22 protein-coding genes are annotated in these 19,466 nt (G+C 66.5%); 5 read left to right on the top strand and 17 right to left on the bottom strand.

The features are described 5' to 3' along the window. The first annotated feature begins 6 nt into the window (after positions 1-6). Together rbsK and AC1D3B_RS10350 are read left to right on the top strand one after the other, a co-directional pair. Entirely contained in the window at positions 7-945 is a 939-nt protein-coding gene (gene rbsK, locus AC1D3B_RS10355) for a ribokinase (protein ID WP_478190568.1), read from the top strand. A gap of 61 nt (positions 946-1,006) precedes the next feature. Next, complete coding sequence (locus tag AC1D3B_RS10350) at positions 1,007-1,297, top strand: GYD domain-containing protein (RefSeq protein ID WP_478190567.1); 291 nt, start codon at positions 1,007-1,009, stop codon at positions 1,295-1,297. A 10-nt stretch (positions 1,298-1,307) separates the two neighbouring features. Here the strand turns inward: AC1D3B_RS10350 and AC1D3B_RS10345 are convergent, their stop codons facing one another. The 15 genes from AC1D3B_RS10345 to AC1D3B_RS10275 all read right to left on the bottom strand — a co-directional run bounded on the left by AC1D3B_RS10345 (position 1,308) and on the right by AC1D3B_RS10275 (position 15,756). Continuing rightward, complete coding sequence (locus tag AC1D3B_RS10345; RefSeq protein ID WP_478190566.1) at positions 1,308-2,075, bottom strand: class I SAM-dependent methyltransferase; 768 nt, start codon at positions 2,073-2,075, stop codon at positions 1,308-1,310. A 33-nt stretch (positions 2,076-2,108) separates the two neighbouring features. Beyond that, the gene (locus AC1D3B_RS10340) at positions 2,109-2,978 is read right to left on the bottom strand and encodes an intradiol ring-cleavage dioxygenase (protein WP_478190565.1); all 870 of its coding nucleotides are present in this window, start codon (positions 2,976-2,978) and stop codon (positions 2,109-2,111) included. Continuing rightward, positions 2,962-4,038: a branched-chain amino acid ABC transporter permease gene (locus AC1D3B_RS10335; RefSeq protein ID WP_478190564.1), complete on the bottom strand. Its 1,077-nt coding sequence runs from the start codon at positions 4,036-4,038 to the stop codon at positions 2,962-2,964. The genes AC1D3B_RS10340 and AC1D3B_RS10335 overlap by 17 nt, the downstream gene beginning before the upstream one ends. 4 nt (positions 4,039-4,042) lie before the next feature. Next, complete coding sequence (locus AC1D3B_RS10330) at positions 4,043-4,903, bottom strand: branched-chain amino acid ABC transporter permease (protein WP_478190563.1); 861 nt, start codon at positions 4,901-4,903, stop codon at positions 4,043-4,045. A 24-nt stretch (positions 4,904-4,927) separates the two neighbouring features. Continuing rightward, complete coding sequence (locus tag AC1D3B_RS10325; protein WP_478190562.1) at positions 4,928-5,629, bottom strand: ABC transporter ATP-binding protein; 702 nt, start codon at positions 5,627-5,629, stop codon at positions 4,928-4,930. 136 nt (positions 5,630-5,765) lie between these two features. After that, the gene (locus AC1D3B_RS10320; RefSeq protein ID WP_478190561.1) at positions 5,766-6,485 is read right to left on the bottom strand and encodes an ABC transporter ATP-binding protein; all 720 of its coding nucleotides are present in this window, start codon (positions 6,483-6,485) and stop codon (positions 5,766-5,768) included. Positions 6,486-6,490: 5 nt separating this feature from the next. Continuing rightward, complete coding sequence (locus AC1D3B_RS10315; RefSeq protein WP_478190560.1) at positions 6,491-7,747, bottom strand: ABC transporter substrate-binding protein; 1,257 nt, start codon at positions 7,745-7,747, stop codon at positions 6,491-6,493. A gap of 48 nt (positions 7,748-7,795) precedes the next feature. Further along, complete coding sequence (locus AC1D3B_RS10310) at positions 7,796-8,863, bottom strand: maleylacetate reductase (protein ID WP_478190559.1); 1,068 nt, start codon at positions 8,861-8,863, stop codon at positions 7,796-7,798. A gap of 5 nt (positions 8,864-8,868) precedes the next feature. Continuing rightward, entirely contained in the window at positions 8,869-10,332 is a 1,464-nt protein-coding gene (locus tag AC1D3B_RS10305; protein WP_478190674.1) for an aldehyde dehydrogenase family protein, read from the bottom strand. A gap of 76 nt (positions 10,333-10,408) precedes the next feature. Then, the gene (locus AC1D3B_RS10300; protein ID WP_478190558.1) at positions 10,409-10,879 is read right to left on the bottom strand and encodes a nuclear transport factor 2 family protein; all 471 of its coding nucleotides are present in this window, start codon (positions 10,877-10,879) and stop codon (positions 10,409-10,411) included. 16 nt (positions 10,880-10,895) lie between these two features. Then, positions 10,896-11,270: a c-type cytochrome gene (locus AC1D3B_RS10295; protein ID WP_478190557.1), complete on the bottom strand. Its 375-nt coding sequence runs from the start codon at positions 11,268-11,270 to the stop codon at positions 10,896-10,898. Then, positions 11,267-13,009, bottom strand: a complete 1,743-nt coding sequence (locus tag AC1D3B_RS10290) for an FAD-dependent oxidoreductase (protein ID WP_478190556.1) — start codon at positions 13,007-13,009, stop codon at positions 11,267-11,269. Before AC1D3B_RS10290 ends, AC1D3B_RS10295 begins: the two co-directional genes overlap by 4 nt. A gap of 56 nt (positions 13,010-13,065) precedes the next feature. After that, on the bottom strand, positions 13,066-14,073 hold the full coding sequence (locus AC1D3B_RS10285; protein ID WP_478190555.1) for a hydroxyquinol 1,2-dioxygenase: 1,008 nt from the start codon (positions 14,071-14,073) through the stop codon (positions 13,066-13,068). Positions 14,074-14,091: 18 nt separating this feature from the next. Continuing rightward, positions 14,092-14,601 carry a cupin domain-containing protein gene (locus tag AC1D3B_RS10280; RefSeq protein ID WP_478190554.1) on the bottom strand — a complete coding sequence of 170 codons (510 nt, stop codon included), beginning with the start codon at positions 14,599-14,601 and terminating at the stop codon, positions 14,092-14,094. Between the two features lie 204 nt (positions 14,602-14,805). After that, positions 14,806-15,756, bottom strand: a complete 951-nt coding sequence (locus AC1D3B_RS10275; RefSeq protein ID WP_478190553.1) for a LysR family transcriptional regulator — start codon at positions 15,754-15,756, stop codon at positions 14,806-14,808. Positions 15,757-15,817: 61 nt separating this feature from the next. Between AC1D3B_RS10275 and AC1D3B_RS10270 the strand changes: the two genes are divergently transcribed. Beyond that, positions 15,818-16,252, top strand: coding sequence for a DUF1841 family protein (locus tag AC1D3B_RS10270; protein WP_478190552.1), 435 nt, complete (start codon positions 15,818-15,820; stop codon positions 16,250-16,252). Here AC1D3B_RS10270 and AC1D3B_RS10265 read toward each other — a convergent pair. Beyond that, positions 16,213-17,187 (bottom strand): LysR substrate-binding domain-containing protein, encoded by a 975-nt coding sequence (locus tag AC1D3B_RS10265; RefSeq protein ID WP_478190551.1) that lies wholly within the window; start codon positions 17,185-17,187, stop codon positions 16,213-16,215. The genes AC1D3B_RS10270 and AC1D3B_RS10265 overlap by 40 nt on opposite strands. A 101-nt stretch (positions 17,188-17,288) precedes the next feature. On the opposite strand from AC1D3B_RS10265, the gene pcaH reads away from it, so the two are divergent. Together pcaH and pcaG are read left to right on the top strand one after the other, a co-directional pair. Next, a complete protein-coding gene (gene pcaH / locus AC1D3B_RS10260) occupies positions 17,289-18,020 on the top strand; it encodes a protocatechuate 3,4-dioxygenase subunit beta (RefSeq protein WP_478190550.1) in 732 nt (243 codons plus the stop codon). Between the two features lie 11 nt (positions 18,021-18,031). Beyond that, a complete protein-coding gene (pcaG, locus tag AC1D3B_RS10255) occupies positions 18,032-18,640 on the top strand; it encodes a protocatechuate 3,4-dioxygenase subunit alpha (RefSeq protein WP_478190673.1) in 609 nt (202 codons plus the stop codon). A gap of 72 nt (positions 18,641-18,712) precedes the next feature. On the opposite strand, the gene AC1D3B_RS10250 is transcribed toward pcaG, so the two are convergent. After that, positions 18,713-19,396 (bottom strand): c-type cytochrome, encoded by a 684-nt coding sequence (locus AC1D3B_RS10250; RefSeq protein ID WP_478190549.1) that lies wholly within the window; start codon positions 19,394-19,396, stop codon positions 18,713-18,715. Between the last annotated feature and the right edge of the window lie 70 nt (positions 19,397-19,466).

Raw genomic sequence — 19,466 nt, 5'->3', positions numbered from 1 at the left:
ACGCCCATGGCCGACATCGTCGTCTTCGGCAGTCTCAACATGGACCTCGTGGTCCGTGTGCCGCGCGTGCCCGATGCCGGCGAAACCTTGCAGGCGCACTCGTTCATGAACAACCCCGGCGGCAAGGGCGCCAACCAGGCTGTCGCTTGCGCGCGCCAGGGTGCCCGCGTCGCGATGGTCGGGCGTGTGGGGGACGATGCGTTCGGGCTCTCGCTGAAGGATTCGCTCGCGGCCGATGGCATCGAGGTCGAGCACGTCGAATTCGCGACGGCATCGACAGGCGTGGCCCTCATCATGGTCGACGACAGCGCGCAGAACCGCATCGCGCTGATCCCGGGTGCCAATGCGTTCGTCGGCGCCGACGACACGCAGCGCCTGCAACGCGACCTGGTCACGGCGCGCCTGTTGCTGCTTCAACTCGAAGTACCCATGCAATCCGTCGTGGACGCGGCCGGACTGGCGCATGCGCGCGGCTGCACCGTGGTGATGAACCCCGCGCCTGCCGAGCCGCTCGCCGATGCGCTGTGGAAGCTCGTCGACATCCTCGTGTTGAACGAGAGCGAGGCCGCGATGCTGTGCGGTATTGCTGTCCGCGACACGACGACCGCAGCTCGCGCCGCCGACACACTGCACCGGCGCGGCCCGGCACACGTGATCCTGACGATGGGCAGCGAAGGCGTGGTGGCCTGCGATGCCGGAGGCTGTCGCCACTTCAGCGCGTTGAAGGTCAAGGCCGTCGACACCACCGCTGCAGGCGACACCTTCATCGGCGCCCTGTGCGCCGCGCTTGGCAGAGACGCCGCGATCGATGACGGCATCGCGCTCGGCATCCAGGCCGCCGCGGTATGCGTCACGCGGGCAGGCGCCCAGGCATCGATCCCTCGTCGCGAAGACTTGCTGTCGATGCCGGCCGTGGACTGTCCCACCGCTGTGACGTTCGACTGAAGCGGAAGGGAAGCCTAGACTCTTTCGCCCCGGCTTGCCAAGCCGCAACGAGGGCTCCGCCATGTCCACCTTCATCTCGCTCCTCAGCTTCACCGAACAGGGCATCCGCAGCGTGAAGGAGTCGCCCAACCGGGCAGACGCCTTCACCGGACTGGCTGGCAAGCTCGGCCTGACCATCAAGAGCATGCACTGGACCTCCGGCGCCTACGACATGGTGATCATCACCGAAGGCGGAGATGAAGCGACGATGGCCGCGCTGCTCAGCGTCGGCTCGCTCGGCAACATACGCACCCAGACACTGCGCGCCTACTCCAAGGACGAGATCAAGAAGATCATCGCCTTGATGCCCTGATGCCTTGTCCTCAGGCCGGCTTGATGGCCGTGTACTCGGAGAAGATCCCGAGTTCGACGTGCCGCTTCACGTCCTCGAAGCCGGCGGCGCGAAGTGCGCTCACGACCGACTCCGGCGGAATGCAAGCCTCGATCGTGTCCCAGTAGAAGCGCCACAGCTCGGAAGTGTCGTGACTTCGCGCCACGACCTTCGCGATCACCGGCACCACACTGCGCATGTAGGCCTTGAGCACCGCAGTGCCCACGCGTCCGGCGGGCTTGCTGATCTCGAGTACCAGCAGGCGCCCACCCGGGCGCAACACGCGGAAGAACTCCGCGAACGCCGCGTGCACGTCGGCGATGTGGCGCAGCGCGTAGCCCATGCTGACGAAATCGCTGCTGGCGTCCGGTCGCGGCAGCGCTTCGGCCCGGCCACGGACCAGTTCGACATCGGGCAATGCCACCTCGCCCATCATTCCGAGGCTCGGGTCGACGCCGACCAGATGGCCGCCGGGTCCGATGAGCGTCAACGCCTCGCGCGCGACCAGCCCGGTCCCGATGCCGACGTCGAGCACCTGCGCACCAGCCCTGAGGCCCGCGCGCTGCAAGGCGGAGCGCCGGTACCACGGACCGGACCCCAGCGCGAGCACGCGTTCGATGCGGTTGTAGTCAGGCGCCGTGTCGTCGAAGATGCGGCGCAGGAAGCTCTCGTGCTCGGCCTCGTCACCGTAGTAGTGCGGCAGCGGTGTGTGCGGCGCGAGCACTTCGGGCGGGGTGATGGACGAGCGGGGTTCCTGCATCGCAGCGATTATGACCACCCTCTCGCCCGAGTCTCAACCGGCGGATTCCGGCTCCAGCACGAAGTCGAAGTTCAGCGTGTGGAAGGGCTTCGCCTGCACGCTGCCATCCGGTGCGACGCCATCGCGGTGCGACACGAAGTCGCCGATGAGCGAACTCCGCACACCGAAGACCGCATCGCTGTCGAGGTACTGGTCACCATCGCGGAACACGTGCGTGATGAGCGTTTCGTAGCCCGGTGCCTTGATCATGAAGTGGACGTGCGCGGGCCGCCACGGATGACGTTTGGTCGCCCGCAGCATGACGCCGACCGGCCCATCGGTCGGGATCGGGTAGGCGACCGGCATCACGCCGCGGAACCACAGCCGGCCTTCGGCATCCGTGCGGAAGACGGCGCGGCCCTGCGGGCCGTCGAGCCCGGCTCGTTGCACGTCGTAGAAGCCCTCGGCATCGGCCTCCCACACATCCACTTCGGCATCGGCCACCAGTTCGCCATCGCGCCCGCGCACCGTCGCGTTGACGAACAGCGGGTCGCCCTTGGCCCCGCCCGAGATGTCGCCGCCGAGCGGAAGCTTCGGCGCACCCTGCACGTGGAATGGGCCGAACACCGTGGCCTCGGTGGCCTGCGCGCTCTTCGCATGATTGAGCGCCACCGTGAGCATCGACAGGCCCAGCGTGTCCGACAACAGGATGTACTCCTGCCGCTTGTCGCTGCACTTCTGCCCGGTCGCGGTCAGGAAGTCGATGCCGGCCGCCCATTCGGCTTCGGTCAACTTCACTTCGCGTGCGAAGTCGTGCATGTGGCGCACCAGCGCCGACATGATCTCCTTCAGCCGCGGGTCTTCGCACTGCGCCATGCGGTCGAGCACGGCGGCGGTGATGGTGTGTTCATTGATGTTTCGCATGGGGATGGAACTCCAGGTCGGAAGGAAGGGCCGGAGACACAGGCCGCTTGAGTGTCGCCGTTTGGCCGGTCACCAGGCGCCTCTGCGTCGGGAACAGCGACCAGCCCCAACGCTGCTGCGCGAATCCCCACAGGCCCTGCTTGAAGAAGATGGTGACGACGATCGCCAGCACGCCGAGGCCGAGCAGGTACCAGGTGCCATAGTCGCTCAGGAACTTGTTGAGCGCCCAGAAGATGAGCGCCCCCACCAGCGGTCCCTCGATGCGGCCGATGCCGCCGATCACCACCATGAAGATCGCGAACGCAGTCCAGTTCACGCTGAAGGCCGCATCCGGGCTGATGCGCAGGTTGCCGACGAAATAGAGCGCGCCCGCCAGGCCCGCGCCGAAGGCCGCGACCACATACACCGCGAGCTTCATGCGGGCCACGGGAATGCCCTGCGATTCCGCAGCCACCTCGTTGTCACGGATCGCGAGCAGCGCCAGGCCGCGCTTGCTGCGCAGGAACAGGTAGACCAGCGCGACCGCCGCCACCACGCAGGCCAGCGCCATCCAGTAGGTCACGCTCTCGCGCGTCGCCTTCTCGATGCCGCGCAAGGCGGTCAGCGTGGTGCCCGATCCGCCGCCGACAGCCGACACGTTCGCAAAGCTAAGCCGGAACACTTCGGCGATCACCCAGGTGCCAATCGCGAAATAGCCGCCCGACAGCCGGAATGCCACGAAGGAGACCGGCACCGCGATCGCGCCCGCCGCCAGCGCGCCCAGCGGAATCGCGACGAAGGGATTGAGCCCCGCGAAGTTGCCGAGTATCAGCATCACGTAGCCGCCGAAACCGAAGAAGGCCTGCTGCCCGATGCTCACCATGCCGCCATAGCCCGCGAGCAGGTTCCACATCATCGCGAAGATGAAGTAGCAGGCGATCTCGACGAACTCGCGCATCCAGCTCGATTCGCCCCAGAAGGGCAGGCTGGCGGCGAACACGACGAGCGCAATCGCCATCCACAGCGCCGAGCGGCTCACGGCCGTGCTGCGCACTACGTTGAAGGTCGGAAGGTTCGTCATCTCGTCATCCACGTGTCTTGGGGAAGAGGCCTTGCGGGCGCAGGACCAGCACCAGGAGAAAGACCAGGTGCCCCACCCAGATGCCCCATCCGGGATCGAGCCTGAAGCCGATCTGCTGCGTGATCCCGAGGATCATCGCGCCGGCCAGCGTGCCCCAGAAGGAGCCCATCCCACCGATGATCACGGCCTCGAAGGCGAAGAGCAGCAGCAGCGGCCCGTCCGATGGCGACACGGTCGTCCGCATCCCCTGCAGGGCGCCCGCCACGGCGATCAGCACGAAGGCGATCGCCGTCGCCAGCGCGTAGACCTTCTTCGCGTTCAGCCCCATGAGTTCGGCGATCTCGCGGTCGTCCGACACCGCCCGGAAGGAACGGCCGAGCGCCGTGTTCGCGAACAGCCATTGCAGCGCCGCCGTCGCCACCAGCGCGATCGCCAGCACGATGAGCGGCAGCACGCCGAGCGACAGCGACTCGCCGATGCGCAGCCCCTGCGTGTTGAGTCCGCCGGTCTCGATCGATCGCGGGTCCGCCGAGAACACTTCGAGCAGCAGGTTCTGGATCACGATCGAGAGACCGAAGGTCACGACCAGCGACGGCAGCGGGTCTTTGCCCAGCGTGCCGTTGAGCACATAGCGCTGCAGCGCGTAGCCGAAGCCGAAGGCAATGGGCAGCACCGCCAGCGTGATGAGCAGCGGCGCGTCGCCGAACAGGGAGGTGCCCGCGATCACCGCGAATGCGCCAAGGATGATGAAGTCACCCTGCGCAGTGTTGGTGAGGCGCATGACACCGAACATCAGCGACTGCCCGAGCGCGAACAGCGTGTAGAGGCCGCCGAGCAGCACGCCCTGGAGGATGGTTTCAAGCACGGATGTCTCCTCGTCTTTCTGGGCTCAGAGACCGAAGTAGGCCTGGGAGATCTGCTCGCGCGTGAGGGCGTTCGAGCGGCCCTGCAGCGACACGCGCCCTTCCTGCAGGCAGTAGATGCGCTGCGACACGCGCTGCGCCATCGTCACGTCCTGCTCCACGATCACGACCGTCATGCCTTCGCGGGTGATGTCGGGCATCGCGGCGTAGATCTCGCGGATGACGATCGGCGCGAGGCCCAGCGAGAGTTCGTCGCACAACAGCACCTCGGGATTGCTCATGAGCGCCCGGCCGAGGGCCACCATCTGTTGCTGGCCGCCCGACAGCGCGGTGCCGGGGTCGTGGCGCTTTTCCGCGAGGATCGGGAACAGCGCGTAGAGGCGATCCAGGTTCCATGGCCCCTTGCGGCCGGTGAGCCCGCCGATCAGCAGGTTCTCCTCGACGCTGAGGCTCGGGAACAGGCGGCGCCCCTCCGGCACCATGGCCAGCCCGCGCTTCACGATCTCTCCGGGCGGCAGGCCGCCGATCGCCTCGCCTTTGAAGTGCACGGCCTCGCGCGGCGCGCGCACCAGGCCCGTCAGGCACTTGAGCAGGGTCGACTTGCCCGCGCCGTTCGACCCGATGACCGCGACCAGTTCGCCTTGCGACAGCGAGAAGTCGACGCCGAAGAGCGCCTGCGCGTCGCCGTAGAAGGCCTTGAGGCCGTGGGTTGAAAGCAACGCAGTCATGGTCTTTGCTCCCTCTCCCTCTGGGAGAGGGCTGGGGTGAGGGCACCGGACGATGGGCAAGCCCACGCCGATGGCAACGCCCATGCCCTCACCCTAACCCTCTCCCAGAGGGAGAGGGGACAAGGCAGAACGCCGTTCATGCTTCCATCCCCATGTACACGCGCCGCACCTCGGGATCGTTCATCACCGCGCGAGGCTCCCCCTCCGCCAGCTTCTGCCCGAAGTTGATGACGAACAGCCGATCGGCCAGCGACAGCAGCGCATGCACGACGTGCTCGATCCAGATCATGGTCACCCCGCGCGCCTTGATCTCCTGAAGCTCCTCGACCAGTTGGCGCGCCTCGGGCTCGGTCAGGCCGCCCGCGATCTCGTCGAGCAGCAGCAGCTTCGGCCGCGTCGCGAGCGCGCGCGCGAGTTCGAGACGCTTGCGGTCCAGCAGTGTGAGTCCGCCGGCCGGCTTGTTCGCATGCGGCATCAGGCCCGTCTGCGCCAGCACCTCGTGCGCCGTCTGCCATGCCTCCTGTTCGCGCTCCTGCGCGCCGAAGCAGGCGGCGGTGACGAGGTTCTCGAACACGCTCATGTTGCCGAAGGGCTGCGGCACCTGGTAGCTGCGGCCGATGCCCGCATGGCAGCGCTGGTGCGGCTTGAGCGCGGTCACGTCCCTGCCTTCGTACTCCACGCGGCCCGCATCCACATGCACGTCGCCCGAGATCAGGTTGAACAGCGTGGTCTTGCCCGCGCCGTTCGGCCCGAGGATGCCCAGCGTTTCGCCCTCGGTCACCGCGAGCGTGATGTCGTCGGTGACCTTGAGCGCGCCATAGGCTTTGCTGACCGCATGGAGCGCGAGCAGTGCCATGGCGCTCAGCTCGGCATTGGGCGGAGCGTGCCGCCGACTGGAATGTTGGGCTCCGCCTCGTTGCTGACGATCGTCAGCTCGTACTTGTACTTCTTGCCCTTGCCCCACTGGCCGAGCACCAGCGGTGTCTTGCTGACGTTCTTGAACGGGCCCTGCCCGCCCCATTTCACCGGACCCACTACCGTCGCCAGCGAGCTTGCAGCCACCGCGTCGCGGACGTCGGAAGCCTTCACGGACTTGGAACGTGACAGCGCGTCGGAAGCAACCTCGAACAAGGCATGCGCGAAGCCGATCGGCTGCGTCCACTGCTTCTTCGTTCCCGCCTCGTAGGCCTCGGCCAATGCCTTGGCGCTTTGCTTCGTCAGGCTGGACGTGAAGGGATGCGACGGGCTCCACCACACCTCGGTCGACAGCCCGTCGCCCAGGTCGCCCAGCGCGTCGATCGCACCGGGGAAGAGCAGCGCCTTGCCGAGCGTGATGATCTTGGGCCTGAAGCCCTGCTGTCGCGCCTGCGTGAGGAAGGTCTTGGCGTCGGGCGGGATCACCACGCCGGTGACGATCTCCACGCCGTCCTTCTTGAAGGCCGCGATCTGCGCGCTGAAGTCCTGCGTGCCGTTCTGGAAGCGGCCCGGATCGACGAGCGTGAAGCCCATCTGCGAGAGCGGCTTCGGAAAGCCCAGTTCCTTGTCGCCCCACGCGTTGCCGTCGCCATCATTGGGGAAGAGACCACCGACCTTCTTGTTGGTCGGGATGGACTTCCAGCCGTTGGTGAAGTTGGCGATGACGTCTTCCAGGCCCCAGAACAGGTGGTAGGTCCAGTTGAAGCCCTTGGCGGGATCCCCCTTGCGGCCGAAGAACCACGGCTGCCATGGCACCACGCTGGAAATGCAGGGCACCTCGTTGAGCTCGCAGGCATCGCTCACCGGATTGGCGGTCTCGGGGGTGCCTGCCGTGAGCACGAGCGCGACCTTGTCCTTGAGGATCAGGTCGTTGGCGACCTCGCCCGCGCGGTTGGGATTGGACTGGCTGTCCTTCAGCACGATCTGCACCTCGTATTTCTTGCCGCCGACGCTGATGCCGTCCTTGAAGACCGTCTTCATCTGGTCGATGACCCACTTGTCCGCCTCGCCGAAGGGCGCGAGCGGCCCGGTCTGCGGCGACACGTAGCCGATCTTGAGCGTGTCCGCTGCAAAGACCAGCGGCGTGGCGCCCGTGGCGGCCAATGCCGCTGCGGCCTGGGTGAACTGTCTGCGATTTGTCATGGTTGTCTCCTTCTTTCTTTCTCTTCCTGCACAAAATCGCCAGCGGCTTCAACGCGGCGGGTCGCCGTCGAAAGCCCTCTGGAGCAGCGCGCGGATCGCGTCGCGCTCGGCGGGCCCGAAGGGCCGCGGATTCCAGTAGGGATTGCTGACCGCGATATCCGCCGCGCGGTCCAGGTCCTCGGCGCGCATGCCGATGTCCTTGAGCGCGACGGGCGCACCGTTGTCGCGCGCGAGCGCATAGAGCCCCGCTGCCGCCGATTCCGTGCCGAGCGCCTGCGCGATGCGGTCCATCGCCCGCGGTGCCGCTTCGGCGTTGAACGCGATGGCATGCGGCAGCACCACGGTGTGCACCTCCGCATGCGGCAGGTTGAAGCTGCCGCCCAGCGTGTGGCACAGCTTGTGGTGCAGGGCCATGCCGACGTTGCCGAGCACGCTGCCGCACAGCCACGCGCCGTAGAGCGCATCGGCCCGCGCCTCGATGTCATCGGGCTGCAGCCGGATCACCGGCAATGCGCGCGCGATCGCGGCGATGCCTTCGCGCGCCATCAGGTCCATCACGGGATTGCTGTCCTGCGCGTAGAGGCCTTCCGCCGCATGGGCGATGGCGTTGATGCCGCTGGTCACGCTGAGGCCCACGGGCAAGGTACGGGAGAGCTCGGGGTCGTAGATCACCGTGCGCGGCAACACGCGCGGATCCTTGCCCGTCTTCTTGAGACCCGCTTCGGTGAGCCCGTAGATGGGTGTCATCTCGCTGCCGGCGTAGGTGGTCGGGATCGCGAGGATCGGCAATCCCGAGTGCAGCGCGATGGCCTTGCCGAGACCGGTGGTCGAACCGCCGCCGATGGCCACGGCGCAATCGGCATCGAGCTTGCGCGCGACCTCACGTGCCTCGCGCGCAGTCTCGATCGGCACGTGCATCACCGCACGATCGAAGATGCCGGCCGCCTGCGCGCCGAGCATCTCGGCCACGCGCTCGGCCTGGCCGCGCTGCTCGGGCGTGGAGAGCACGAGTGCGCGCCGCGCCCCGAGGGTGTCGATCTCGCGCGCCAGTTGCTGGAGCGAACCGGCGCCGAAGACGACCCGTTGGGGATGAGAGGTGTAGATGAAGTCGCGCATGATGGTCAGCGTTCGAAGTGAGGAGGAATCTGGGCGTCGATATTGACCCAGACGCTCTTCACTTGCGTGTATTCGCGCATCGCGTCGAATCCCATCTCCCGGCCGTAGCCGCTCTGGCCGACGCCGCCGAAGGGCGAGCCCGGATTCACGCGCTTGTAGCTGTTGATCCAGACCATGCCCGCATGCAGGTCACGCGCGACGCTGTGGGCGCGCTGCAGGTTGCTGGTCCACAGGCCGCTGCCGAGGCCGTAGTCGGTGCCGTTGGCGATCTCCATCGCCTCTTCGTCGGTCTTGAAGGTAAGCACGGTGACGAAGGGACCGAACACCTCTTCCTGCGACACGCGGTCGCGGTAGGACTTCGCGCGCACCACCGTGGGCTCCACGTAGCAGCCGCGCGCCAGGTCGCCGCCCGGCGACTTGCCGCCCGTGAGCACTTCCCCGCCCTCGCCTTTCGCGACCTCGACATAGTTCAGCACGCGCTCACGATGCTGGGCGCTCGTGAGCGGTCCCATCTCGGTCGCATCGTCGAGCGGGTTGCCCAGGCGGATCGATCGCGCGAGCGGGATGAACTTGTCGAGGAAGGCGTCCGCGATCTTCTCGTGCAGCATCAGCCGCGAGCCGGCGATGCAGGCCTGCCCCTGGTTGTGGAAGATGGCCCATGCACTGCCGTTGACCGCGGCGGGCAGGAAGGCGTCCTCGAACACGATGTTCGGACCCTTGCCGCCGAGTTCGAGCTGCACCTTCTTGAGGTTGCCCGCACTCGCCCGCACGACATGCCGCCCGGTCGCGGTGCTGCCGGTGAAGGCGATCTTCGCAATCTCCGGATGCTCGGCGATGTACTGGCCCACGACGGGCCCGAGCCCCGGCACCATGTTGACAACGCCCTCGGGCATGCCGGCCTCGGCCATCAGCTCGACGATCTTGAGCGAGCTGAGCGGCGTGATCTCCGCCGGCTTCATCACGATGCAGTTGCCGGCCGCGAGCGCGGGCGCCATCTTCCAGCTCGTGAACATGAGCGGGAAATTCCACGGCACCACCTGGCCCACGATGCCTACCGGCTCGCGCAAGGTGTAGTTGAGGAAGCCCGCCTCGACCGGAATGGTCTCCCCCTGGAACTTGTCGGCCATGCCGCCGAAGTAGCGGAAGCAGGCGGCCGTGCGCGGCACGTCGAGCTTGCGCGAATCGCGCACCGGATGGCCCGTGTCGAGCGACTCGAGGCGCGCGAGCTCCTCGGTGTTGGCTTCGATGAGGTCCGCGAGCCTGAGCAGGATGCGGCCACGATCGGCCGCCGCCATGCGGCTCCACGCAGGAAAGGCGCGCTTCGCCGCGGCCACGGCCTTGTCGACGTCGGCCTTGCCGGCGAGCGCCACGTCGGCGATCGTCGAGTTGTCGTGCGGGTTCAACGTGGCGAGCGTCTCGCCCGATTCCGCATCGACGAAGCGTCCATCGATGAAGAGCTGGTGCCGTATGGGTGTCTTCAGGCCGGCGGCCTGCTGGATGTCTGCGAGATTCATGAGCGGACCTTCTGCCGTTTCGTTCCGATGGTCATTGCTTCTGGCCCGCAAGCCAGGGGTATCGCGCCGTGTCCTTGCCGGCGTAATCCGGGTCCAGGTAGATGAAGCAGCGCTGGATCAGCCAGTCGCGGACCTCGAACACGTCGCACCAGCGGCCCGCGGCCCATTCCGGTACGCCTGCGCGCCAGGGACCGTCGGCGTGTTCGCCATAGCTCGTGCCTTCGCACGCGAACAGATCGGTGCCCGAGAAGATCCAGTTGAATCCCGCATAGTCGTGCCGGATGGACTTGCCCCGACTGCCGACCTCGCCGAACAGCTTGCCGATCTGTTCCTTGCCGTTCGCCAGTCCCCACTTGGGGAAGTACACCTGTGCGTCGTCGGCGAACAGATCGAGGATCGAGCCGCCGGTGGAAGTGACGCCGCCGTTGTCGTAGGCCTTGAGGTATTCGAGCGCCACCGACTTGCGTTGCTCGTCGGTCATGGTTTGACGGGTAAGGGCCATGGTGAGTCTCCTTCTTTCACTTGAGTGATTGCATGTACTCGATGAGCGCCGCGCGCTTCTTCGGGTCGTCCTGGAAATAGACCATCGTGTTGCCCGGCGCCACCGCCTGGGTGTCGGTGAGCCAGCGTTCGAGCAGCGCGCGGTCCCAGGTCTTTCCCTTCATCGCCTCGACGTACTGCTTCGAATACGTGAAGCCCGGGCTGCTCGCCGCCTGGCGGCCGAGCAGTCCGAAAAGGTTCGGTCCCACCCCATTGGGTTCGCCCTTGCCGAAGGTGTGGCATTGCGTGCAGCTGTTCTGGGCGAGACGCTCGCCCGGCGACTGGGCGTGTGCCGCCACCGCGCCGAGCCCGACCAAACCAAGCGCCACCGCGATGGCGAACGGGCCTTTCATGCCGCGCTCCCGGACTCGGCGTGTGCCGCATTCGCCGCCCGATACGAGAACGCGATGATCGGCCCCAGCGTCGCGCCGCCGGCCCAGTAGGCGCGACCCGATGCCGAGGCGACGCAGTTGCCGACGCCGTAGAGGCCCGGGATCGGCTGGTCGCGGGCGTCCAGCACGCGGCCGTGCGTGTCGGTCTTCGGTCCGCCCTTGGTGTCCAGGGTGCCGGAGACGACCAGTGCCGCGTAATACGGCCCCGTGTCGGACAGGGGCCACATCGTCGGGTTGCTGCGGCCCGGCTCCTGCTTCACATCGCCGTTGAAGAGCAGCTCCACGACGCGTTCGCCGCGCTTGAAGTCGAGATCCTTCCCGGTCTTCGCGAAGCCGTTGAAGCGCGTGATCGAAGCCTGAAGGTTCGGCAGGAAATCCGCCGACAGCCTGGCCCCGCCGATCACGCCCGCGTACCTGACGAAACGCTCGTCGATCGCGCGGGCCAGCTCCTGGAGGGTGGCGCCCTTGACCACGTGCCGGTCGTCGGTGCCCGGCGGCACGATCAGCCGGCCGTACTCCGCACTGGCGGAGTTCTGCTGCGAACGCTGGTCCCACACCGCGATGCGGACCAGGTTAGGGTACTCGGCCTTGGCGCCGTCCCATTCGAAGAAGGTCTGCGCCAGCTCGTTGTACTGGAGCTTCTCGTTGACGGTGCGCCGGCCGTACTTGTTGACGAAGATCATCGAGTCGCCGGCGACCGAGAACATGCCCGACATCGATCCATCGCGCGCCACTGCCTTCTCGAGCGGCACGGGGCAGCTCCATGCGTAGTTCATGTTGCGCAACTGTGCGCCGAGTGGGCCGGCCATCTTCACGAAGTCACCCTCGTTGCTGGGGGCGGCGCAACCGCCGTAGATCGGACCGTTGAGGAAGTTCTTGCGCAGTTCCACGTTGTGCGTGAAGCCGCCGGTCGCGAAGATCACCGCCTTCTTTGCGCGCAGCCGGACCGTCGCGCCCAGTTCATCCTCGGCCTCGACGCCGATCACGCGTCCGCTCGGGTTCTGGAGGATCTTCGTGACGCGCATGCCCGTGCGGATCGGGATGCCTTCCTGGCGCGCCTTGGTGGACATGGTGCGTACAGCGACCAGGCCGCCATCGGCCATGCTCGGGATGGCATCGGCCGGCACCAGCACACGGCCCTTGGGCGCCTTGTCCTCGGGCAGTTCGGCGAAGTAGTCCGGAACGTCGGGCACATGGCGATAGGGCAATGCGCCCTTGGCAGCCAGCAGTTCGGCGGCCGGCGAGGCACTGTCGTAGATGGCCTCGCACATGTCGTATTCCCACTGCGTGAGGCCGAAGCGCGGATGCGCCGGATCGAAGCCCTGCGGGTTCGACAGCCGTGCCACGTACTTCAGGAAGTCGGGCTTCGGATCGGCGATGCCGGCCTTCTTCATGGCCTCGTTGTTCGGCACCCAGTACCAGAACGCGGCCTTCGAGGTCGTTCCGCCGATGGCGCCGGCCTTCTCCAGGATCACGGCACTGTTGCCTTGCCAGCGCGCGAACAGCGCGGAGGCGAGCCCGCCGCAGCCGCTGCCGCAGACCACGACGTCGTAGGTGCCGTCGAAAGCCTGAGCAGCCTGGGCGGGCTCCGCGGACAGCCCCAGGGTGGCGGCTGCCACTGCGGCGGTACCCGCGCCAGCGTGCTGGATGAATTGCCGGCGCGAAGCTGCACCGGCACCGGACCGGATGCGGTCTGCCATGAGAGTCTCCTTGTCGTGAAGCTGCGCGGGCCTGCCGCGCAGCGTCGCCATGCGGGCTAGAACTGAACCGGGATCTCCGGGCTCTCGCCCTTCTGGATCTCGTAGACGAGGCTGGGCGAGCCGTTCTCCCAGACCAGCAGCATCGAACGCTTCGGACTGAAGCCCTGGTGGCGGCAGTAGGCGGGCATGGCGGCCATGTCGCCCGCCTTCATGATCACGCGCGCCATCGGCTTGCCGGTGTTCTTGTCGCCGCAGTCCCAGTGGATCTCGTCGGTCATCTGGAAGAACCATTCGACGCGGTCGTTGCCGTGGATGATCGGCAGGATGTGCTCCTCGGTGGTCGGGCACATGTAGCTGTGCTTGACGACCGAGGTGAAGCTCGGGTTCCAGGTGACCTGCGAACGGCTCAGGAAGCCGAAGAGATTGAAGGCATGCACCTCGTTCTCGAAGCCGGGCTCGGGGTGCAGTTCGGGCTGGCCCTGCGGCACGTCGGCGAAGGCACGGTTGACGGGCGCGCCTCGCTCGTCGCTGCGCAGGTCGAGGTCCCCCTTGAGCCCGACGCAGCGCTTGGCCAGTTCGCGGGCACGGGTGATCTTGGCCGTGTTGTTTCCCTGCTTGCGGCCGTAGGGCGAGCCGGTTTCCTGCGGCGCCGAGAAGGGGTCGAAGCTCTCGTTGGTCCAGTCGTCGAGCATGGCCTCGAAGGTGGCGCGGATCTGCGCGGTCGGGAAGTTCTCGAGCATGTCGATGCCGGCTTCCTTCATCGTGCCGTTGAAGCTGCCTGCGTAGAGGTCGACCGACTGGTAGTGGTTGACCGTGCCGACCACATCGTCGAAGTTGACCCATCCATAGAAGAAGCCCCAGGCCACGTCGCGCATCAGCGCACGCAGGTAGTTGCCGACGTCCAGCGTGTGGCTCATCGGCCGGCCGTCGCGCGTCTTCCAGGTGATGTGGGCGAAATACTCGTCGCGGCGGAAGCCGAAGCTGCCGAGCGAGAAGTCCTTGTAGCCGAGCGTGGCGTCGGGCTGCGACGCGATGACCTTGGCGAGTTCAGCGGGTGCGTTCATGGTGGTGCTCCTGGTGGCTCAGTGCGTCTGGCAGATGTCTGCCCATTTCTCTACCGACAGGTCGCCTTTGCAGGTTTGCAGGACGATCACGCCCGGGGCACCGGCAGTGCGGAACTGGTAGGCGGTGTTCTTCGGCAGCAGGCCCTGATGGCCGCGCGAAAGCTTCATCCAGCCCATCTTCGGGCCCTTGGGTTCGCCCTTCACCAGCACGGCGCCGTTCTTCTCTTCGTCCTGAACGGTCTGGCTAGCGTCGAGCTTGACGAGATGCACCTCGACATCGCCGTCCATTACCAGCGCGAACTCGTCGTGCGCACTGGTGTACCAGGGCGAGGTGCCTTCGGCGCGCAGCGTCTCCAGCACATAGATCTGGTTCTGGCCGAAGACGACCTTCTCGTAGGGCTTGCTCTTGCTCGCGATGTCGAAGCAGTTGGAGAAAGCGTAGTGGCGCACGTCATCGGCGATGGGCTCCACATGGCCCTTCTCGTAGTGCTTGAGGGACCCGAAACGGGTCTGGTAGGCGGCAGTCATGGTGTGTGTCTCCTCTGGGTGCCAACAAGGCAGCGGTGGGCTGCGGTGACTGCACTTTAGGAAACGAAGGGCCGCTCCGGTAGGCCTCAAATCCGGGCCGCATTGTTCGCGGAATCCGGTCAATGCGCAGGGTTTACCCGGGAACGCCGACGGTCCTGGTTGACCGCCTGCGCTCCGGCGGAATTGCCCTTTGGTGCGAAACGGTCACGCGTCCGCAATGAGCCCCGCCGGCAGGAGCCCTCGGTCGATCATGGCCGCGTCCCAGGGCGGCACGCGCGTGAACGCTGCCGTGAGGTGCTCGATGAAGAGCCTGAGCTTGAAGGCATTGCGCGATGTCTCCGCATAGACCGCGCTCAGCGAGAACGACGACAACTGGTGCTCCGCCAGCACGACCTGCAAGTCGCCGCGCAGGATCGAATCGCCCGCGACCAGTGTCGGCAGGCAGACGATGCCGGCGTGCTCCATCGCGTACTCGCGCAGCAGGTGCACGCTGTTGGTCAGTAACGCGGCAGTCATGTAGATCGTCACCTGCTCGTCCGCGTGGTGGAAGGTCCAACGGTCGCGGGTCGGGTAGCCCGAATAGAGGCCGAGCGTGTGCTTGTGCAGGTCGCGCGGGCTTTCCGGCGTGCCGTGCATGCGCAGGTATTCGGGCGTCGCGCAGAACACGCGGCGAACGGGGAAGAGCGAGCGCGACACCAGCTCCGTCGAGGCCGCCGGAAAGATCTGCAACGCGCAATCGACGCCCGCCTTGACCGGGTCCACCACCGCATCGCTCACGATCAGTTCGAGGTGGATGTCCGGAAAGCTGACCTGGAACGCGCGCAGCAGCGTCGCGAAGTGGCCGAGCACGAAGCCGGTCAATGCATGGATGCGCAGCGTGCCGGTGGGCCCCGCCCGCGCGTCGCGCATCTGGTCCATGATGTCGTTGGCCCGCCCGACGAGCTCCGTGCAGTCGCGCAGGAAGGCCTGACCCACGTCGCTGAGCCGCACCACGCGCGTGCTGCGATGGAAGAGTGGCGCGCCGACATGGTCTTCGAGTTGCTTCACGCGGCTGGTCACCACCGACTTGGCCACGCGCATCTGCCGCGCGGCTTCCGCGAAGCTCTGGGTCTGCGCGACTCGAACGAATGTCTCTATGTTTTCAAGGCGGTCCATGGCTTGGCAATGTACGGCGGCAGCGCGAATACGCTCTGAGGGTCGGTGCTAACCTTGGCGGATGTTCAATCCCTCCCAAGAGGAAGTGCGTCGTTTCTTCTGCGACGTCTTCGCCAAGAGCCACCGGGGCGAGCCGATGGAAGCGCTCGAGATCATCGCCAGCCGCTGGATCGATGAGCACCCCGAATACCACGCCGACCTCTCGGACGCAGACGCTGCGGTGACGCGTGTCTACGACGGAAAAGACGGGCGCGAGAACCCCTTTCTTCACCTGTCGATGCATCTGTCGATCAGCGAGCAGTGCTCCATCGACCAGCCGCGCGGCATCCGGCAGGCGGTCGAATTGCTGGCCGCGCGCCGCGACTCGCTGCTTGATGCGCACCACGAGGCGATGGAGTGTCTCGGCCAGATGATGTGGGAAAGCCAGCGCGCCGGCCGGCCGCCGGATGGCGAAGCCTACGTGGCCTGCGTCCAGCGGCGCGCGACCCGCGACTGAGCCAGGCCGGTTTCGCGCAGCAGGGCGATCAGGGTCTGTCGTGCGGGTGACGGTTCGGCATCGCTGCGCAGGAGGAGGCCGACCGGCTCCTCGGTGCCCGTGGTGTCGATGTCCAGCCGTACCAGGTGGCCGGAATTCAGGTCGTCCCATGCGGCGCCTACCGGCGTGAACCAGACCGCATCCGAGCGGACCACCAGCGCCCGGGCCACCGAGAGATCCAGCGTCTGCGTGACGTGGGCGGGGAGGCGCAGCCCCAGACCGGACAGGAAGCTCTCGGTGTGATGGCGCGGGATCGTGCCTTCGCCGTACACCACGAGTGGATGGAGCAATACGTCCTGCACCGACGGCGCGCCGCCGGCGAGCGGATGGCTCGGCCGGGCGACGATGGCCAGCGGCTCGGTGTAGAGCAACTCGAAGGTCAGCCCCGTCATCAACTGCGGATCGCTCATGCGGCCTGCGACGAGGTCGAGATCGCCCCCGCGCAGTGCGTCGAGCAGCGGCGCGTTGGCGCCGGTCTGCACGTGCACCTGCAGGGTCGGCAGGCGCTCGCGCAACGCGGCCAAGGCAGGCGGCAGCAACGAGGGCGCCACGCTGGGAAGCGCGCCGACGCGAAGTCGCTGGGGCCGCGCGCCCGATGCCGGCATCACGGCGTCGGCGCTGGCATCGAGGGCCTCCAGCACGCGCAGCGCATGCGCGAGCAGATGCTCGCCCGCCGCGGTGAAGCCCTGGATGCCGCGCCGGCCGGCGCTGCCGCGCTCCACCAGGCGCGCGCCGGCCAGTTCCTCGAGTTCGGCCAGCGTCTTGGAGACGGCCGGCTGACTGAGCGCCAGTCGCTCGGCCGCCCGCGCCAGATGACGTTCCTGGGCGACGGCCACCAGGCAGCGCAAATGCCGCAGTTGGACGCCGCGGAGAAAGGCTTCGGAGCTGGCTGGCATCGTATTACCGCTGGTTATGAAAAATCGTCAATCCGTCAATTTACATCAGCATTGCGCATGAATAGAGTTCCGGACATCCCCACGATCCGGAGACACATCGAATGCCTTCCTCCACCCCCACCGCCGCCAAGCTGCCCCAGCTTTCGCCGCGCGACTGGCCCAGCCATCCCTCCTACGTCTATTCGGGCTACCGCTCGACCGCCAAGCGCGGTCCGACGCAGCCGCTGATTCCGATCAAGACATCGCTGGGCGAACTGCGCCAACCGGTCTACGGCCACAGCAGCATCGGCGAACTGGACCATGACCTCACGCGCAACGCCCGCCGCAACGGCGAGCCGCTCGGCGAACGCATGATCCTGACCGGCCAGGTGCTCGACGAACGCCGCCGCCCGGTGCGCAATACGCTGGTCGAGTTGTGGCAGGCCAACGCGGCCGGCCGTTACGTCCACAAGGTCGACCAGCACGACGCGCCGCTCGACCCCAACTTCCTGGGCGCTGGCCGCTGCCTGACCGACAGCGAGGGCCGCTATCGCTTCCTCACCATCAAGCCGGGCGCCTATCCGTGGGGCAACCACCCGAATGCCTGGCGGCCGCAGCACATCCATCTCTCGCTCTTCGGCGAGCACTTTGGAAGCCGGCTGGTGACGCAGATGTACTTCCCGGGCGACCCGCTCCTGCAGTACGACCCGATGATCACCGGCACGCCCGAGAAGGTGCGCAACCGCCTGATCTCCGACTTCAGCCTCGACGTCACGGAAGACGGCTACGCACTCGGCTACGTGTTCGACATCGTGCTGCGCGGCGCCGACGAGACGCCTTTCGAAAACCGCTGAGGAGACACCGAATCATGATGAGCGCACTCGAAACCAACTTCGGCCAGACCCCTTCGCAGACCGTCGGCCCCTACTTCGCCTACGGCCTCACCGCCACGCAATACGGCTACGACTTCGACCAGCCCTTCGACGCGGTGCTCGCACTCGACGGCGCGCGCGGCGAGCGCATCCGGCTCGAAGGGCGTGTGATCGACGGCGACGGCAATCCGATCAACGACGCGCTGGTGGAGATCAGCCAGCCCGACGGCACGGGCGAATATCCGCAATCGGTCGACGATGCACGCGACAGGGGATTTCGCGCCTTCGGCCGTGTGGGCACGGGCACCGACGCGCAGAACCGCTTCGTCTTCCATACCGTCAAGCCCGGCGCGGAAACGGCTGGCGACGCGCCGCACATCAACGTGATCGTGCTGATGCGCGGGATGCTGCTGCATGCCTTCACACGCGTCTACTTCAGCGACGAGGCCGAGGCCAATGCCAAGGACGCCGTGCTCGACAGCGTGCCGGCCGAGCGCCGCAACACCCTGATCGCGCAGCGCACCGAAGCCGGCGGCGCCGTGACCTATCGCCTCGACATCCACATGCAAGGCCCGAACGAGACGGTGTTCTTCGACGTCTGACGTCCGATCGCAGAAACGACAAAGCCCGCTGCGAGCGGGCTTTGTCTTTGGGGAATCCGAGGCTCTTGGCTCTTACTTCGGATCGTGGATCATCGACTCCGGCACCGTCTTCAGTTCACCGGGCAGCGAGCTGATGTAGCTGGCCAGTTCCTTGATCTCGGGGTTGGTGTACTTCTTGGCCTGCCCGCTCATCACGCCGTTCGAGCGGCCGAGCTGGTGCTGGTTCTGCACCTTGTACGACTTGAGCGCGACGTAGAGATAGTCGGCATGCTGGCCCGCGAGCTTCGGGACCGTGCCGTCGTTCGGCGTGTTGAAGTTGGCGCCGTGGCACTTGGTGCAGGCGTTGTCCTTGTCGCGGGCGATCAGTGCCTGCACTCTTTCGCTCGGATGGCTGGCGACGGTGAGCGGCGGCGCACCGCCTTCCTTCACGCCGAGCTGGCTGTAGTAGGCGGCGAGGTCGGCGATGTCCTGTTCGCTCAGCGAGTCGGCGATGGCGCGCATGGTCGGATGCTTGCGTTCGCCGCCCTTGTACTGGGTGAGTGCCGAGACGATGTACGTCGCGCTCTGGCCCGCGATCATCGGGACCTTGTGAATCTCCGGGAAGCTGGCCTGGTAGCCGATGATGCCGTGGCAACCCACGCACATCGCCGTCTTCTTCGCACCGGCTTCAGCATTGCCCGTGATCTTCTGGGCCTGGGCCGAGACCGTCACGCAAGCGACAGCAAGGGCAAACATCGTGGTCAACAACTTGTTCATTTTGCGCGCACAATCTCGTGGAGAAACAGATTTCAAATCAACATTTGATTATATGGGGGCTCCTTGTGGC

It is taken from the genome of Variovorax sp. P5_A3 (genome assembly GCF_056400665.1).
The sequence above is the reverse complement of the archived record's forward strand: the minus strand, read 5'-3'. Positions and strand labels throughout refer to the sequence as shown.

What these genes read in the sequence shown, in the direction of transcription:
- AC1D3B_RS10320 (WP_478190561.1), bottom strand. Translation starts at nt 6,485, where the DNA reads ATGGCACTGCTCGCGCTCCATGCGGTCAGCAAAGCCTATGGCGCGCTC.
- pcaH (WP_478190550.1), top strand. Translation starts at nt 17,289, where the DNA reads ATGCCTTCCTCCACCCCCACCGCCGCCAAGCTGCCCCAGCTTTCGCCG.
- AC1D3B_RS10300 (WP_478190558.1), bottom strand. Translation starts at nt 10,879, where the DNA reads ATGGCCCTTACCCGTCAAACCATGACCGACGAGCAACGCAAGTCGGTG.
- AC1D3B_RS10275 (WP_478190553.1), bottom strand. Translation starts at nt 15,756, where the DNA reads ATGGACCGCCTTGAAAACATAGAGACATTCGTTCGAGTCGCGCAGACC.
- AC1D3B_RS10345 (WP_478190566.1), bottom strand. Translation starts at nt 2,075, where the DNA reads ATGCAGGAACCCCGCTCGTCCATCACCCCGCCCGAAGTGCTCGCGCCG.
- AC1D3B_RS10335 (WP_478190564.1), bottom strand. Translation starts at nt 4,038, where the DNA reads ATGACGAACCTTCCGACCTTCAACGTAGTGCGCAGCACGGCCGTGAGC.
- AC1D3B_RS10280 (WP_478190554.1), bottom strand. Translation starts at nt 14,601, where the DNA reads ATGACTGCCGCCTACCAGACCCGTTTCGGGTCCCTCAAGCACTACGAG.
- AC1D3B_RS10290 (WP_478190556.1), bottom strand. Translation starts at nt 13,009, where the DNA reads ATGGCAGACCGCATCCGGTCCGGTGCCGGTGCAGCTTCGCGCCGGCAA.
- AC1D3B_RS10325 (WP_478190562.1), bottom strand. Translation starts at nt 5,629, where the DNA reads ATGACTGCGTTGCTTTCAACCCACGGCCTCAAGGCCTTCTACGGCGAC.
- AC1D3B_RS10315 (WP_478190560.1), bottom strand. Translation starts at nt 7,747, where the DNA reads ATGACAAATCGCAGACAGTTCACCCAGGCCGCAGCGGCATTGGCCGCC.
- rbsK (WP_478190568.1), top strand. Translation starts at nt 7, where the DNA reads ATGGCCGACATCGTCGTCTTCGGCAGTCTCAACATGGACCTCGTGGTC.
- AC1D3B_RS10285 (WP_478190555.1), bottom strand. Translation starts at nt 14,073, where the DNA reads ATGAACGCACCCGCTGAACTCGCCAAGGTCATCGCGTCGCAGCCCGAC.
- AC1D3B_RS10270 (WP_478190552.1), top strand. Translation starts at nt 15,818, where the DNA reads ATGTTCAATCCCTCCCAAGAGGAAGTGCGTCGTTTCTTCTGCGACGTC.
- AC1D3B_RS10295 (WP_478190557.1), bottom strand. Translation starts at nt 11,270, where the DNA reads ATGAAAGGCCCGTTCGCCATCGCGGTGGCGCTTGGTTTGGTCGGGCTC.
- AC1D3B_RS10350 (WP_478190567.1), top strand. Translation starts at nt 1,007, where the DNA reads ATGTCCACCTTCATCTCGCTCCTCAGCTTCACCGAACAGGGCATCCGC.
- AC1D3B_RS10265 (WP_478190551.1), bottom strand. Translation starts at nt 17,187, where the DNA reads ATGCCAGCCAGCTCCGAAGCCTTTCTCCGCGGCGTCCAACTGCGGCAT.
- AC1D3B_RS10310 (WP_478190559.1), bottom strand. Translation starts at nt 8,863, where the DNA reads ATGCGCGACTTCATCTACACCTCTCATCCCCAACGGGTCGTCTTCGGC.
- AC1D3B_RS10340 (WP_478190565.1), bottom strand. Translation starts at nt 2,978, where the DNA reads ATGCGAAACATCAATGAACACACCATCACCGCCGCCGTGCTCGACCGC.
- AC1D3B_RS10250 (WP_478190549.1), bottom strand. Translation starts at nt 19,396, where the DNA reads ATGAACAAGTTGTTGACCACGATGTTTGCCCTTGCTGTCGCTTGCGTG.